The sequence below is a fragment of the Macrococcoides goetzii genome (assembly GCF_002742385.2).
In the GTDB taxonomy this organism is placed as follows: Bacteria; Bacillota; Bacilli; order Staphylococcales; family Staphylococcaceae; genus Macrococcoides; species Macrococcoides goetzii.
On sequence record NZ_MJBI02000002.1, the window covers coordinates 1 to 16,739 of the forward strand.

The 16,739-nt window shown below is 31.0% G+C and carries 15 protein-coding genes, 2 tRNA genes and 1 pseudogene; 15 read left to right on the top strand and 3 right to left on the bottom strand.

Annotated features, from left to right (window positions below; translation table 11 throughout):
* The 12 genes and pseudogenes from BFS35_RS14295 to BFS35_RS05450 form a co-directional block, all read left to right on the top strand.
* Nucleotides 1-150: pseudogene (locus tag BFS35_RS14295) on the top strand (IS30 family transposase); the annotation flags it as partial.
* A gap of 108 nt (nt 151-258) precedes the next feature.
* Nucleotides 259-333: transfer RNA gene (locus BFS35_RS05400), tRNA-Glu, on the top strand.
* Between the two features lie 17 nt (nt 334-350).
* Nucleotides 351-423, top strand: a tRNA-Asp gene (locus BFS35_RS05405).
* Between the two features lie 170 nt (nt 424-593).
* Nucleotides 594-1,295, top strand: a complete 702-nt coding sequence (gene yycF, locus BFS35_RS05410) for a response regulator YycF (RefSeq protein WP_099579572.1) — start codon at nt 594-596, stop codon at nt 1,293-1,295.
* A 6-nt stretch (nt 1,296-1,301) separates the two neighbouring features.
* On the top strand, nt 1,302-3,140 hold the full coding sequence (walK, locus tag BFS35_RS05415) for a cell wall metabolism sensor histidine kinase WalK (RefSeq protein WP_099579570.1): 1,839 nt from the start codon (nt 1,302-1,304) through the stop codon (nt 3,138-3,140).
* Entirely contained in the window at nt 3,133-4,446 is a 1,314-nt protein-coding gene (locus BFS35_RS05420; protein ID WP_158554261.1) for a YycH family regulatory protein, read from the top strand. Before walK ends, BFS35_RS05420 begins: the two co-directional genes overlap by 8 nt.
* Entirely contained in the window at nt 4,446-5,237 is a 792-nt protein-coding gene (locus BFS35_RS05425) for a two-component system regulatory protein YycI (RefSeq protein WP_099579566.1), read from the top strand. Before BFS35_RS05420 ends, BFS35_RS05425 begins: the two co-directional genes overlap by 1 nt.
* A gap of 17 nt (nt 5,238-5,254) precedes the next feature.
* The gene (locus tag BFS35_RS05430; RefSeq protein WP_205757147.1) at nt 5,255-6,046 is read left to right on the top strand and encodes an MBL fold metallo-hydrolase; all 792 of its coding nucleotides are present in this window, start codon (nt 5,255-5,257) and stop codon (nt 6,044-6,046) included.
* 298 nt (nt 6,047-6,344) lie between these two features.
* Entirely contained in the window at nt 6,345-6,824 is a 480-nt protein-coding gene (rlmH, locus tag BFS35_RS05435; protein ID WP_096077733.1) for a 23S rRNA (pseudouridine(1915)-N(3))-methyltransferase RlmH, read from the top strand.
* A gap of 29 nt (nt 6,825-6,853) precedes the next feature.
* A complete protein-coding gene (locus tag BFS35_RS05440; RefSeq protein ID WP_099579564.1) occupies nt 6,854-7,789 on the top strand; it encodes an alpha/beta hydrolase in 936 nt (311 codons plus the stop codon).
* Between the two features lie 141 nt (nt 7,790-7,930).
* Nucleotides 7,931-8,554 (top strand): cyclic nucleotide-binding domain-containing protein, encoded by a 624-nt coding sequence (locus BFS35_RS05445; RefSeq protein ID WP_099579562.1) that lies wholly within the window; start codon nt 7,931-7,933, stop codon nt 8,552-8,554.
* 96 nt (nt 8,555-8,650) lie between these two features.
* Complete coding sequence (locus tag BFS35_RS05450) at nt 8,651-9,313, top strand: YjjG family noncanonical pyrimidine nucleotidase (RefSeq protein WP_099579560.1); 663 nt, start codon at nt 8,651-8,653, stop codon at nt 9,311-9,313.
* 98 nt (nt 9,314-9,411) lie between these two features.
* Here the strand turns inward: BFS35_RS05450 and BFS35_RS05455 are convergent, their stop codons facing one another.
* Nucleotides 9,412-9,765 carry a cupin domain-containing protein gene (locus tag BFS35_RS05455; protein WP_099579558.1) on the bottom strand — a complete coding sequence of 118 codons (354 nt, stop codon included), beginning with the start codon at nt 9,763-9,765 and terminating at the stop codon, nt 9,412-9,414.
* A 687-nt stretch (nt 9,766-10,452) separates the two neighbouring features.
* Here BFS35_RS05455 and BFS35_RS05465 point away from each other — a divergent pair.
* Together BFS35_RS05465 and BFS35_RS05470 are read left to right on the top strand one after the other, a co-directional pair.
* Nucleotides 10,453-11,412 (top strand): hypothetical protein, encoded by a 960-nt coding sequence (locus BFS35_RS05465; protein ID WP_099579554.1) that lies wholly within the window; start codon nt 10,453-10,455, stop codon nt 11,410-11,412.
* 419 nt (nt 11,413-11,831) lie between these two features.
* Nucleotides 11,832-12,023: a helix-turn-helix domain-containing protein gene (locus BFS35_RS05470; protein ID WP_099579552.1), complete on the top strand. Its 192-nt coding sequence runs from the start codon at nt 11,832-11,834 to the stop codon at nt 12,021-12,023.
* Nucleotides 12,024-12,488: 465 nt separating this feature from the next.
* On the opposite strand, the gene BFS35_RS05475 is transcribed toward BFS35_RS05470, so the two are convergent.
* Nucleotides 12,489-12,866, bottom strand: a complete 378-nt coding sequence (locus BFS35_RS05475; protein WP_158554262.1) for a BlaI/MecI/CopY family transcriptional regulator — start codon at nt 12,864-12,866, stop codon at nt 12,489-12,491.
* A gap of 16 nt (nt 12,867-12,882) precedes the next feature.
* Nucleotides 12,883-14,586: a M56 family metallopeptidase gene (locus BFS35_RS05480; protein WP_099579548.1), complete on the bottom strand. Its 1,704-nt coding sequence runs from the start codon at nt 14,584-14,586 to the stop codon at nt 12,883-12,885.
* A gap of 99 nt (nt 14,587-14,685) precedes the next feature.
* Between BFS35_RS05480 and mecB the strand changes: the two genes are divergently transcribed.
* Entirely contained in the window at nt 14,686-16,713 is a 2,028-nt protein-coding gene (mecB, locus tag BFS35_RS05485) for a PBP2a family beta-lactam-resistant peptidoglycan transpeptidase MecB (protein ID WP_099579547.1), read from the top strand.
* Nucleotides 16,714-16,739 lie beyond the last annotated feature (26 nt).

Consider the following 16,739-nt stretch of genomic DNA (forward strand, 5'->3'; position numbering starts at 1 on the left):
GTATCTGATGAGATAATTTATCGTATCCAAAACTGGATGAACAATTATCCCAGAAAAATTCTAGATTACGAAACACCTAAATACCTGTTTCTGAAGTCACTAAAATCCGAAGGATTATTAAGTGAACCATTAAGCTACTATCTCTATTAATTTGGATGTTGTGGCTAACTTGCAATTGAAATTTTCGTATTTTTTAAAAATAATGCTTGATAAATGTAAATTCAACATGCTATAATCAATCTTGTGCTATTAATTAATGGCCCCTTGGTCAAGCGGTTAAGACACCGCCCTTTCACGGCGGTAACACGGGTTCGAATCCCGTAGGGGTCACCATTTAATTTAATACATAAGGTCCCGTGGTGTAGCGGTTAACATGCCTGCCTGTCACGCAGGAGATCGCGGGTTCGATTCCCGTCGGGACCGCTAATTAGTAAGGCAATTGCCTTACTCATTCATATTTAGAAGTTAGACTTTTGTCTAGCTTCTTTTTTTATGTGGAAGGTATAAAATGCGACCTTATAGAAAAAAGTACAAAACAGTGGTAAATTATAGAGTAGGATATTATTGAATTTTACCAGAGAAGAGGGACGCCAATGTCGAGAAAAATCGTTGTTGTAGATGATGAAAAACCGATTGCAGATATATTAGAATTTAACTTGAAAAAAGAAGGCTATGAAGTACATGTTGCTTATGATGGTGATGATGCTGTAGAGCTTATCTATGATGTGCAACCAGATATCGTATTGTTAGATATCATGTTACCTGGTCGTGATGGTATGGAAGTATGTCGTGAGGTGCGTAAGAAATATGATATGCCGATTATTATGTTAACAGCTAAAGACTCTGAAATTGATAAAGTATTAGGTTTAGAGTTAGGCGCTGACGATTATGTGACTAAACCATTCTCAACACGTGAATTGATTGCCCGTGTTAAAGCAAATTTACGTCGTCATTATACACAGGCACAAACTGAAGAAAAAGAAGAGTCGACAGATATCGTTATTAAAGATATTATCGTTTATCCTGAAGCATATTCTATTAAAAAGCGTGGTGTAGATATCGAACTTACGCATCGTGAGTTTGAGCTATTCCATTACTTAGCAAAACATATCGGTCAGGTAATGACGCGTGAACACTTACTGCAAACAGTATGGGGTTACGATTATTTTGGAGATGTGCGTACAGTGGACGTTACAATCCGTCGATTACGTGAAAAAATTGAAGATGATGCAAGCCATCCGGAATATATCGTAACACGTCGTGGTGTAGGATACTTCTTACAAACACAGGAGTAGTGCATAATGAAAACGTTATATAAAAAGCTTCAATCTTTGCACATTAAACTCGTTGTAATCTATGTATTACTTATTATTATCGGTATGCAGATTATTGGGTTATATTTTACGAATAATTTAGAAAAAGAGTTAACGAAAAACTTTGAAACAAATATTAACCAGCAAATAAAATCAATCAACTATGATATAAGAAATATATATAAAGAAAACAAAAAGACACCGAATAGAATACAACGAGAGATTCAGAAAACCGTAGATGAATACGCGTTACGTACAGAAATCGATACGATTCGCTATGTCGATGATTCAGAAGTTATTTTAGCGACAAGTAGCGATTCAAACCGTGAGAGTATTAATCAAAAGATTAATGATAGCCAAATTAAAATGTCTCTTTCTTTAGGTAAAACAAATGATCGTGTAAAATTGCGTGATGATCCAGGTGGTAAAGTACGTGTCTGGATTAAAAATTTCCCGATTAAAGATAACAATAACATTTTAGGTGTTATCCATGTCGAGGAGTCCATTGAACCGGTTTATGCACAACTTATGAAGATTAACAGTATCTTTATTATCGGTACAGGATTGTCTTTATTAATAACAATCATATTGGGATTCTTTATTGCCCGCACCATTACGAAACCAATTTCAGATATGCGTAATCAGGCATTAGAGATGTCAAAAGGTAATTATACAAATCGTGTTAAAGTTTATGGAAACGATGAAATCGGTGAACTTGCTTTAACATTTAATAACTTATCGAAACGTGTGCAGGAAGCACAAGCGAACACTGAAAGTGAGAAACGTCGTCTTGATTCTGTAATTACACACATGTCTGATGGTGTTATTGCGACGGATAGACGTGGACGTGTACGTATTGTAAATGAAATGGCATTAAAGATGCTCGACATGAATAAAGATGAAGTAGAGGGTCGTCACGTATTAGATATTTTAAATATTGAAGAGCATTATTCGTTAGACGAATTACAAGATATCGCTGGCGGTATTGTTATCGACCTTAATGAGAAAGAGCAGTTAATTGTGCGTGCCTCATTCTCTACAATTATTCAGGATACAGGATTTATTACGGGTTACATTGCCGTATTACATGATGTTACTGAACAACACCACGTTGAGAATGAACGTCGTGAATTCGTAGCCAATGTTTCACATGAATTGCGTACGCCGCTAACTTCTATGCGCAGTTATATAGAAGCTTTAGAAGAAGGTGCATGGAAAGACGATGATTTAGCACCCCAATTCTTAAGCGTTACACGAGAAGAGACTGATCGTATGATTCGTCTTGTAAATGACTTACTGCAATTGTCTAAGATGGATAACACAGATGATCATCTTAATAAAGAACTGATTGATTTCAATATGTTCATTCATAAAATTATTAATCGTTTTGAAATGTCTGAAGGTAAAAATGCTACGTTTATTCGTGATATTCCGAAGACGGGTATATTCGTTGAAATTGATCCGGATAAGATGACACAAGTATTTGATAACGTGATTACGAATGCATTGAAATATTCAAAAGGTAAAAAGAAAGTTGAATTCCACGTGAAACAAAATACTTTATTTAATCGTATGACCATTCAAATTAAAGATAATGGTATTGGAATTCCATTGAATAAAGTAGATAAAATCTTTGATCGTTTCTTCCGAGTAGATAAAGCAAGAACGAGAAAAATGGGTGGAACAGGTTTAGGACTAGCCATTAGTAAAGAAATCATTGAGGCACATAATGGACGTATTTGGGCAAATAGTAAGGAAGGTTTCGGGACATCAGTATATATTACACTTCCATGTGAAGTATTAGATGATGGTGATTGGGATGTTTAAGAGTATCTTAAAAGGGATTATTCTGTTAACACTCGTGATATCTAGTATAGTGTTGACCTATAAAATATGGAACTTTAGACCGAACCTTGCCAATATCGAAACGTCTATTACTAAAACAAATACAGCACTTAGTCCAAAAAATGTAGATGATATCAACAGTATCTTTCTACCTTATCAAGTCGTTGTATATTCAGATAATAATATATATGGGTCAACAGATAAGGATATGTTACTTGAATTTGTTAAACGCATTTCAAGTTTAAAAGTTTCAGACATTAGCGATAAAAATCAAGGTATCTCATTTATGTCTAAATCTTTAAAAGATAAATTTGTTATTTTAGATTATGCAGGTGAATTACCTGTTGCCATGTATTTAACAGATATTTTAGAGAATACAGTAAAAGGTGATAGTAACGCGCAATTTAAACGCATTATTATTGATAGTCATAAACAACAAAATATCATTCTTTACATGATGACAAATGATAATCGTATGTTAGAAATTGAAACAAATGGTTCTAGTAAAGCATTTAACACATTATTAAAATCATCTCGTAAATCGATGGAGAGTTATACAGGTGTTATTACAAATGAAAGAACAACTGATGAATTAACAAGTTTATATGTACCGGAAAAGCCGAAACAAACGCAAGCATACAGCTACCTGGCAGATAATATTAATGTAGATGACATTAACAAAGCGGTACTCGGCGATAAAAATAGTATTATTGAACGTTCGGACAACAATCGTTCTAAAACTTACAATTCAAACACAGGTATTGTAAAGATGACGAATAATGAAAACTATAAATTTAATAATTTATCAGAAGTCGATCATGGGAAACCAAATCCGATGAATAACTTGATTAATTCATTTAATTTTATTAGTGAACATCGCGGATTTACGGATGACTATCGTTATTTTGGCGTAAGGCATGCGGATAGTGCAATTAAATATCAAATGTTCTTCAAAGGATACCCGGTATTCAATCGTCGTGATTTATCTGAAATAGATATTATTTGGGGAGACGATAACATTTATGAATATAAACGTGGACTGTATACAACAAGCGTAGCAGTACCAGCAAAGCAAAAAGTTAAACAACTCCCGACAGCTGAAGAAGTACGTTTTGCATTAGCATCGAATAAACATTATCACTTTGAACGTGTATCGAACATGATGATTGGTTATAATATGGAACGCTCAGATGAAGAAACCATTCAATCAACGTTATCATTTAAACCTGCATGGTTTATTAAATATAATGATGAATGGAAAGAGTATGATAATGGGAGGCTGAAATAATGGATTGGAAGCATGCCACATCGTTATTTATCTTTGTATTCCTAATTATCAATATTGCTCTAGGCTTTATCTATCATGAAAAAGTTCAACGCGCAAATATTGTTGAAGATGCTAAATCAGAACGTATTGATTTTGATAAAGAAGGTATCAAGTTACCGGAACTACCTTCTGCGAAGCATGTGATGATGAATATTATGTCAGCAAAGAGTGCTGGATTTACAGAAAACTCAGCTGACTTTGATAAAAAAAGCGATGAATTAAAAACAGTCGTAACTAGTGAAGTAAAACCTAAAATAAAATTATCTAAAATCGAAGAAAGTGCGATAATTAGTGGCTTAAAAGAGTATATCATTACTGAAATAGATAAAGGAAAAGAATATACACTTAGTGGTATAGATAGAAAAAAACATATTCTTTACTTTGATCAAGTATATGGCAAGTACCCGATTCTAAATAATGATAAAGCACAGCTCGCATTTCGATATAATGAGAATAATGAAGTGACATCTTATAAACAAACCTATCTTAAAGATATACAAGAAGGACTAGGAAAGAATAACGAGAAGAAAAAAGTGATTCCAGCGAAAGAAGCAATTGAAGTATTGTACTATCAAACAGCATTAGAACGTGGCGATACAGTGACTTCAGTGAGACTTGGATACTATTCAATCGTGCGAGAAGTACGTGGGCAAGTGTTAAAACCAACATGGCAAATTGCAGTGTTAAAAGCAGATGGCACTTCAAATACGTATTATGTAGATGCTGTGAATCCGGAGCAACCAATTTTGTAAATTAAGTGAGTGATTTTATGATTAATATGTCAGTACTAGCAAGTGGTAGTACAGGAAATGCGATATATGTTGAAAGTGAGAAAGGATCACTTTTAGTAGATGCAGGACTTACAGGCAAGAAAATGGAAGGTTTGTTTGAACAAATCGACCGTAAAATAGAAGATTTAAACGGTATACTTGTGACGCATGAACATATCGATCATATTAAAGGATTAGGTGTGTTAGCAAGAAAGTATAAGTTACCGATATATGCGAACGAGAAAACGTGGGAACGCATTAATCGTGCGGATGGAAAAATACCTGATGATCAGAAATTCATTTTTAATCCATATGAAATTAAGACATTAGCAGGAATGGATATTGAATCATTTAATGTTTCGCATGATGCGGTAGATCCACAGTTCTATATCTTCAATAATAACTATAAAAAGTTAACGGTGATTACAGACACAGGATACGTATCAGACCGCATGAAAGGTATGATACATGGATCAGACTGTTTCGTATTTGAAAGTAACCATGATGTAGATATGCTACGCATGGGACGCTATCCATGGAGTACGAAACAACGTATATTAAGTGATATGGGACACGTATCAAATGAAGATGCAGCGTATGCGATGAGAGATGTGATTACAGGAAGTACGAAACGCATCTATCTATCGCATCTATCACAAGATAACAATATGAAAGACTTAGCGCGTATGAGTGTTGAGCAGGTGCTGAATAAACATGATATAGATACAGTGAATGAAGTGATGATACATGATACAGATAAAGCAGTACCGACGAAAATATATGAAATTTAGTGGTAATATACTAAAATAAATAAAAATATCGAGTAAATAAATTATTAACAAGTGGATAAGTCAGGTTATTCACGAAAAAATGTGTATAACTAGGGATAACTTTGTGGATAAGTACCGATTTATACACAATGTATAAAGATGTCCGGTAAAATGGGCATCTTTTTTATTTTTATACAGAGTAAAATGTTACATTTGCTATTATTAATTATGAAAATATGATTATAATAGGATTGTGAAATGTGTATATGTGAGTAACCTGTGGATAAGTAGGGTAACTTTGTAAAGGAAATGAATAAAAATGAAAATAACGATAATAACTGTGGGTAAATTGAAAGAAAAGTACTGGAAGATGGCAGTGGATGAATATGTGAAGCGACTTGGTGCGTATGCGAAAATGGAATTGATTGAAGTGGCGGATGAGAAAGATTCGGATAATATGAGTGAGAAAGATATTGAGATTGCGAAGAAGAAAGAAGCGGATAGAATACTATCTAAAGTGAAAGATGACAGCTTTGTGTATACGCTGGAGATACTCGGTAAACAACTGGATTCAGTACAACTCTCAAAAGACATCGAACAAAAGATGAATACCGGTAAAAGCCATCTGACCTTTATCATCGGAGGATCAAACGGCCTGCACCAATCCGTTATGGACCGCTCAAACTACGCCCTATCATTCAGTAAGATGACCTTCCCGCATCAGATGATGAAGGTGATACTGCTTGAGCAGGTGTATCGAGGGTTTAGGATTATTAGGGGGGAAAGTTATCATAAATGATGAGATTTTTAATAATGGAGGTCTTGTAAGTGGAAAGTAGAGTACATAAAGAATTACTAGAAACATTTAAGAAACTGACACCCATGGATTTGTCAGAAGAAAAGCTTCCCTCAATCCGAACAGCTAATAAACTGTTAATTCAGCCTTATATTGATGAAGCGATTACTCAGAAAGAATACTTTGCTAAGCATGATGAGGAGGATATACAAGTTAGGTTCAAAGTCTATGCTCCTGTGAACCAAACAGATACATTACCGGTCGTGTTATTTATCCATGGTGGTGGTTATATGTTTGGTTCAGTAGAGGGTAATGATGCTAAGTGTGCACGATATGTAAAAGACGTGAACTGTGTTGTAGTTTCGGTGGATTATCGATTAGCACCAGAGAATCCATATCCTGCAGCAATTGAAGATTGTTATCTAGCACTTCAATGGATTGTTGAAAATAAAGACCAACTTAATGCTGATGTTGATAGACTTGCAGTGGTTGGAGGAAGTACAGGTGGTGGACTAACGGCAGCTTTAACGTTATTAGCAAGAGATCGTAAAGGTCCAAAGATTAAGTTTCAAATGCCGTTATTCCCAATGATTGATGATAGCTGTACCACATATTCAAGCAATGAATTTGATGATAAAAGAGTATGGAGTAAGGAACTGAATCAGTTCGCCTGGTCAATGTATCTGAAAGGTGTTGAAGGAGATACACCGAAGTATGCAGCACCAATGCGTGAAACAGATTTTAGTGATTTACCACCTACATATACGACAGTCGGTTCACTTGATCCGTTTAGAGATGAGACGATGAACTATGTAAGAGTATTAACAGAAGCAGGCGTACTTGTTGAGTTTCATTTATATCCAGGTGGATACCATGAGTTCGAAGCAATGGTTCCTGATTCTGAAATAAGTAAAAGAGCTATATCAGATTCTATTCGAGCCCTTAATGAGGCTTTAAATACAAATTAATATGTAAGGGGGTATTTGAAATGTCGGGATATCTTTGGTTTGTTGTTTTCATACCAATATTTATTGCATTGATAGTCGCATTTAGTAATAAAGATAAAGATCAATAGTTGACTCATTTTGGTTATAACAGGAGATTGAACGATGAACAAATTACTAGAATTAATCATTGGAAGTGAAATCGATTTTGAAGCTATCCAGTTAAAACATAATGATGAATTGATAAATGAATATTCGAGTGAGAATAATCTCTACCTTATAGATAAAGGTATTTATAAGATTTACGAATATCATAAAAATGGTAAGATATCGTTAATACAATACCTTGAATCTGGAGATTTAATAGGTGAATTAGGACTATTAGGTGTGGAAAGTCAGAAGAAAGTCGTTCTATCAAATGGTGAAAGTTCAGTTATAAAAATAAAAGAATCTGACTATATCCATGTTCTTAAAGATGATCCGAATTTCTTAAAATATTTATCTATAAATTTGGCTACTAAGTTATTATCACGTACCCACCATTTCACTGAGATGCAACAATATAAACTGAAACCTCGTTTGTTAAGGCATATTCAAAGAACTCACATAGACGGAGTAGTCGATGAAAATTTTACATATTTATCGCAATACCTTGCAACATCATACAGACATTTAATGTTTACCTTAAAAGAATTAATCGACGAAGATATCATTGAAAAAGTAGATAAAACATATAGAATTAAGTCGTATGAAAAACTGAAAATAGCAATTGAAAAGCATGAAGTATGAGAAATCTCATACCTTATGCTTTTTATATTACCCTATGCTTATCTCAAAGGGGATATATGAAGAAAATAATGATTACTTTAGGAAGAGGAGAATGAGATGTATAAATATGTACTTATTGATCTAGACAATACATTACTTGATTTTAATATTGCAGAAAAAGAAGCGCTTAATAAAGTGTTTTTGAGTGAGCAAATTGAACTTAACGATGATATGATGGATCGCTATAAAAATATTAACGGTAAACTTTGGGCTGAATTAGAGAGCGGAATTATTACACGTAAAGAATTACTTGATACTAGGTTTGAGAAATTTTTTAAGAGTATAGGTATTGAGGCAGATGGTATTGAGAAAGAGATGCTATTTAGAGAAGTATTAAATAATAGCCATGAATTAATCGAGGATGCTGAAGAGCTACTACAATATCTAAAAGCTAAAGGAATCATTACTTGTTCAGCATCTAATGGTGTCTATCATACACAAATGCAGCGTATGAAAGCATCGGGAATATATAAATACTTTGATTATCATTTCATTTCAGAAAAAATCGGATATGAAAAACCAGACGTAAGATTCTTTGAGCATTGTTTTGAGGCATTACGTATTAAAGATAAAGCAGAAGTATTGATGATAGGTGATACGATTTCTTCTGATATAGAAGGATCAAAGAATGCAGGGATTGATAGTTGTTATTTTGGAGATAAAGATGTGAGTGCTACCTATACAATAAGAAATTTAAATGATATGAAAGTTATCCTTTAAAATAGAACGTATAAATATTTTGTCCCCATATTGAAGATTATTTCAATATGGGGATTTTACTATCGAAAACCTGAATTTTAGTATATTGATTAAAAAATCTATTCAATCAAAAGAGAATCATAGTTTAAATCTGGACTTTCAATAATTATAGCTACCATACCTGTATCGCTTCTTGTTTCGTGAACTTCTCCTGCATTAAAAAAGACAGCTTGATTTATAGAAATAGGTATAAAATCAGTCATATTAGTACGTACTTTTCCTTCACCATTTGTAACAATTAATAATTGATTGACTGGTGCTTTATGACTTCCAATTACGCCATTCGAATCTAAATTGGCAATGTTAATCATAACTTTGGAATTAATATTTGTTATACGATTAATATAAAAATCCAGCGAATCAAATTTATCCACTCTTATAGCATTCGCCCTTTTTATATCTAAGATCTTCATAAAATAACTCCCTTACAACATTATATTTTTTGATACGTTTTATCTAATAAAAATTTAGTAGAAATTTCTTGATTTAATTTACATAAAATTAAATTAGACATATGATATAATTGATTGAATATTTTGTCAATAACGTGTTCATCAAATTAAATTTAGAAAGGTGTTTCTATGAAAGTTTTAAATTATACACAGAACTTTGAAGACTCATGGATTCGATGTAGAACCTTATCATTTCTTTACACGCAGTACTACGATGATGTTCTTCAAACAAAACCTAAAATCGATGGTATTGAATTAATTTGTGTAGAAAACAATCAAGTGATTGGATTGCTCGATATCGAAATTAAAAATGCTTATTGTAGCTAGAATAACTATCGAGTAGGATTTATTGTAGAAACTAAAGATGTTAAAAATTGAGAAAGTCTACGTGGCGAAGAAAAAAATCGTATTCGTTCAGCCCAATCATTCTTTGAAACAATGAAAGCTGAGGGAATGGATGTAGAGTTTAAAGCTCAATTTCAGAATGATGATATCATTGAGATGATTGAACAGCTATTTGTTTAATAGTTACTTTAAGAATTTGATTTGAAAAATTTTAAAAAAATAGAAAGCTCTTTTTTATCTAAAAAATAAGATGAGGGCTTTTCTTTTATAGTTATTATCAGTTATATATTGAGGAGTGAAACCGTGAAATATAAATTGATCAGAATAGACAAGAAATTGTATACAAAAAAAAGAAATATTAAAAATGTAAACAAAGAATACATACCATCTGTTTATTTAGAAGCGATAAACAAACAAAAGAGATTTATTAATGATAGCGTTAATGTTTTAAATAATATTCACATACCAAATTTTAATGTTAGTAGAACTGTAACAATGAATTTAGAAACATTAAAATTACCTAAAATGAACTTTGTAACGCCAAACGACATTATCACTGAAACAGTTGCCGAAGTTAATAAGATATTGAATGATAGTATAAAAGTAAAAATAAATCTTATTAATAATATTACCGCAAGTGTTAATCTTGATAAGATAAGAGAAACAGTTAGACAAATAACTGAAAGCTTAAAACAATTCATTGAATATTGCGAGCAGTATAAAATGAGTATGTCTTTAGAATATTTTTCTGATTACTATGATATCTATCTTGAAAAAAATAAAATTACAGATGAAGATATTTATATAACTTTCAAAAAACATTATGTCACTATAAAAGAAAATTTAATTGAAAATGAGTTTTATCATCTTAAGAAATCATATATTAAAAGAATTTTAAGTAATTTTGAAAATAAGCGGTACACTGAAGTTGCTATGCTATCCTTGGCGGTAATTGATTATCTAACCATATATAGAGCATGCAAAGAAAAAAGAGAATCTAAATACAAAAATATACATAACATTTTGAATAAGCATGTCCGTGATAATGAATCGGGTATAGAGGAAATTATTACACAATATACCGTGCTGCTGATTAAAAGTTATTATAGCATTGATAACGACTTAGAAGATCCAAAATATATAAACAGAAATAGATTAATGCATGGCATAATGGATATTGAAACTATTAATAAATTGGATTGTATAAAATTAATATATTTACTAGATGTTTTATCTTCTATGAATATTCATTTTGTAGAATGATAAATATTCAAATTTATAATCGGTGATATTAGAATAAATAAACTGCCTTTCATTATATAGACGGTTAAAAAATTTTAATTAAATCATCTAAAAATGGGATTGTAAATAGCGCTATATAACGTCTTTCTGTTAAAACAGAAATAACGCCAATTACTTTAAATACAAGGATTACAATCATGTACTAGATTCGTTGTTTTAAGAACTCTAAGTCAACCAGTATTAAATGATTAACGATACCTAATGATAATAGTTGTTATTGTCACCATGTGTCGTTTGGTTGTCAGCTTATTGTCGCTTTACTGACGTGTAATAATTTGGGATATTTAGTATACTTTTCCTAATCAATCGGAAAGGAATGAGGTTATGAAAGAAAATAATAATTTTGCCCAATTAAGAAAAGCTAAGGGATGTACACAAGAATGTTTAGCGAAAGAAGCAAACTAAGTGTGCCAACGATTCAAAGGATTGAAAAAGGTGAGGAAAGTAGTTTAGAAAGTATGGGACTTGTTGCTAACGTATTAGGAGTTCCTATAAGCGATTTATTTAGTCAAAATAATGTAGATGATAAAAATAATACGATAATTATTCAGAGGAGCAAATTGAACAAATAAATGAACGTCGTGCAAAGAACAAGTTATTTCTGTTAGTAATTATTATATACAACTTTTTTATGTTATATATTGGAGCACAGCTAGAGAATATTAAGGATGAAAAATATGTTTTGATATTTAGTTTACTATGAGTTGTATTATTTATATATGTCTGGATATTATTGATGTATATAAGAGAATCATATTGGAAAAAGAAATTAGACAAATTAATATCCTTTAACTAAAAATATAGATAATATAGTGGCGTATAATTATTTCCTTGGAAATATAAATATATAGAAGTTCTAAACTATTTTTAGGAGTAATTATATTTAGTGAATTGTAAGGGTTGATTAAGGGATTGTAAAATAAACTGCGAAGCAGAGTCGTACGCACTCTACTTACACAGTTTATTTTACAATCCCGCCAATTATATAAAATTTCATTAGTGAATTGATATAATTGGCTTTTAAATTTTTGTAATAATTATTTTTCTATTTTATCAAGTAATTTTTTCAAATCCTTTATTTCTTCTTCGGTCAATTCTTCAGGTGTACCAAAGTTCATTACAAGATTACTAAGGGTGCCATCGTAAAGTTTATTTAAGAAGGATTTTGTAGAATGTTTTTTATAAATATCTTCATCTATAATCGGTGCATACATGTAGACATTTTGTTTTCTTTTTTTTGATAGAAAATCTTTATCAACAAGTCTTCCGATTAAAGTTCGAATTGTTTTGGGGCTCCATTCATTATCATTAAGTACCAGATCAATAATTTGTTTAGCACTCAATGCCTCATTACTTTTCCAAATAACTTGCATTATTATAAATTCACTAGAAGGTAATTCTTTTATTTTATTCATAGATTTATACATCCTTTTAATAAAAGTGATTTGTTTTGATAATTTTTTCAGAAATCTTTTTAGCTATTTCTCCATTTGCCTCATCATTTTTTTTGATTAATGTTGCAAATACATATGGTTCCTGATCTTGTTCAAAACCACCTACATACCAGCCTTTTATCTCATGTTTATTAATAATAGCAGTACCAGTTTTTCCCCACATCTTATAGTTATTTTTAGAAGTATATAGAGAATTTTTTACTAAATCAGTATATTTTGTTTTAAATAATGAATCGTTGATATAGAATCGCTTCAATATCATAGTTTGTTCTAATGGAGAAATTTTCAAGTTAGATTCTAACCAGTACGGTCTATTTAAAGAAGATTCAATATTGCTATTCCCATAATTTAATTCAGATAAATAATGTGATAAATCTTTCTTATCAGTATAATTATCTAATGTTTCGAAGTACCAATTTACCGAATATCTTAATGCTGTATCGAGGTTTTGATTTCTATTCCATACCTTAAAAGGTGTTTTCTTTCCGTTCCAAAGTAATTTATTTTGATTTATGGATATTGTTTTATTGTTAAGGTGAAAAATACTGCTAATCAGTTTATAAGTTGAATCAGGAGATGTTCTTTCTAACGCTATATTTTGGTTATAGATAAAAAATTTATCTCGTTTAATGTTGTATACAACAATACTTCCTTCATATCCGGAAAAATATTTTTGTAGGTTAACATTCTTATAATTTAATGATTTTAGATTGACATCAGAGTAACTAGAATTTGATATATTCTCATATGCCATCAATGGCTTAATTGTAATGAGTATTAGCAATGTAGAACTTAGAAAAAGAATTCGTACTTTATTAGAAACGGATATATAATCATTTCTACTTATAAAAGCTATTCGTTTTTTTAAAAATTTAGTGGGTGAACCAAAGTTCAATATAAAGTGTTCTTTTTTACTGTTTATAAGACTGATTTTCAATAATGTCATGCCATAGATTTTTCTTTCAGCTTTTGATGAACTTTTAATCACTTCCATGTCACAAGCTGTTTCTAAATCATTTACTACATTTTTCGATATGAAATGAGCAAAAGGATTAAACCAAAAAACAATTTTATTGATAATAAAAAGATAATTTTTAAAAATATCTTTTCTTCGTATATGAGTAATTTCATGTTTAATAATTGCATCAATTTCCCTGCTGTCTAATTTCTTATGTAATTTTGCAGGTATAAATATTGCGTGCTTACCAATCCAGCATGTAAAAGGTGAGGTTGTTTCTTGAGAAATGTATATATTGTAATCATATTTGCAAGAATAATTTAATGATAGCTTAGAATTGTTAACTATTTTTATAAGCTTTAATATCACCATTAAATAGTAAAGAAAGTATATAAAAATACCAATAAACCAAAAGGAATTAACTAACTCTTGAAAATTATAATTTATGTTGGATATTGAAACCGCTAAATCTTTCGTATCTATTTTCTTGATAGGAACTGGAAGTGGATTTAAATTTTTACCGATTGGTTCAATAAGTAATTCTGCATTTTTAAAGGGCGAAAAATTAAATTGTATTAAAGGTATAAATGTACTTAACAGTACAATAACCCAAGGAAATATTTTATAATCTACTCTTTTATATTTATACAGTAATAATTTATACATTTTAGCGAGAGTATAAGATAGTCCACTTATTATTATACTAACAATTATAAAGTTCATTAAACACCTCCAATATAATTATAACATATTTTGACTGATGATTACATTTGTGATATATTACATTTGTAATATATCACAAATGTAATCAAGGAGGTTGTTATGAAAAATAAAGCTTTAGCAATTTTAATTACATGTATTTTCCTTTTAATAGCATATAATTTTGTGAAAAAAGATGAAGTTGATAAAATATTTGATGCTATTGAATTAAGGGATTCGGATTATCTGAATGAGCACGCGACATTCTTATCTAAAAGTCTTTACGACAAAGATCAGAGATATAAAAGAATGGATAAGATTGATGCTTCTCTTGGTATTAAAGAAGTGAAAGTTAGTAATGTACGACTCGTGCAAAAGAAAAAAAATCAACGTCAATATAGTGCGAAATTAAATTTTAGAACTAAATTTGGTAATTTTTCTAGAGAAGGAAACTATTCTTTTGAAAAGGATGAAATAACAAAAAAATGGCTTTTGGATTGGTCACCTGAGGTTATAATACCGGGATTGACTGATAGAAATCAAATCAGTATAGAAACCTTGGAATCTTTCAGAGGAAAAATACTAGACAGAAACGGGATTGATTTAGCGAAAGACGGAATTCATTACGAAGTTGGAATAGATATTAAAAATTTAAATAAAAAAAATAAGAAAAATATTTCAAAATTGTTATCAATAAGTGAATCGACACTAAATAAAAAATTAAAACAAACATGGGTAAAAGAAGGTGTTTTTGTACCTTTAAAATCGTACATAGAATTGGATGATGAACTTAAATTGGGTATCCAAAAATATCATTTGACGGTTAATCAAACAAAAGGTAGGGTTTATCCATTAAGAGAAGCAACAGTACATCTTTTAGGGTATGTTGGAGAAATTAATGCTGAAGAATTAAAGAATAAAAAGTTTAAGGATTATGATGAACACTCAATCGTAGGAAAAAGTGGTATCGAACTACAATATGATAAACAATTGCAAAATGAAGATGGTTACAAAGTTATCATAACTAGTGATGATGCATTAAATAATGATGAAGATGTATTGTTAGAAAAGAAACCAAAAAATGGACAGGACATTATATTAACAATTGATAGCAAAGTACAAAGAAGTATATATGGTCATTTAAAAGAAGATAATGGTTCAGGAGTAGCCATGAATCCTAAAACTGGTGAATTATTAGCTTTAGTTAGTTATCCTGCATATGACCCCTATGAGTTTATGTTCGGCATTTCCGACGAAAACTACAAAAAGATAGTTAATGATAAGAAAGAGCCCCTGTTAAATAAATTTCAGACAACCTCTTCCCCAGGATCTACTCAGAAATTAATAACATCTATCATAGGATTGAATAATGGGACTATAGACGCATCAACTAGCTACAACATAGTAACTAAGGGATGGCAGAGAAATTCTTCATGGGGAGGATATGAAGTTACAAGGTTTGAGGAAGTTAATGGAGATATTGATTTAGGAAAAGCGATAGCACATTCTGATAATATATTTTTTGCAAGAGCTACCCTCGATATGGGTTCCGAAAAATTTATTAAGGGCATGAAAGCTTTAGATATTGGGAAAAATATTCCTTCTGATTATTATTTTCAAAAAGGACAAATTGCAAATCCAGAAAGTTTAAAAAATAATTTTAAAAATGAAATATTACTAGCTGATTCAGGATATGGCCAGGGAGAAATACTTATAAGTCCAGTACAAATATTATCTATTTATAGTGCTTTAATTAATGAAGGTAAAATGATGAAACCTAAATTATTTGAAACAACAAAAGAAGACATTTGGAAAAATCATATTATTTCAAAAGATGACCTAGATATATTAACAAGAAGCATGAGAAAAGTAGTTACTGGGACACATAGATTGGATACAGAAAGAAATTATGCACAGTTTGCTGGAAAAACTGGCACTGCAGAATTGAAAACTTCTAGAGAAGAGGGGTTAGGAGCTCAAATCGGTTGGTTTGTTGGATATGATCAAAATAATCCCAATATGATGTTAGGTATAAGTGTGAAGAATGTAGAGAATAAAGGTATGTCGAGTTATAATGCACAGAAATTTGCAGCCGTAATGGATGATTTATATATGGAGGGACAAATAAAGTATGATCCGAATGTTAAATAAAAAATCAAAGGGATTATGGATAAATA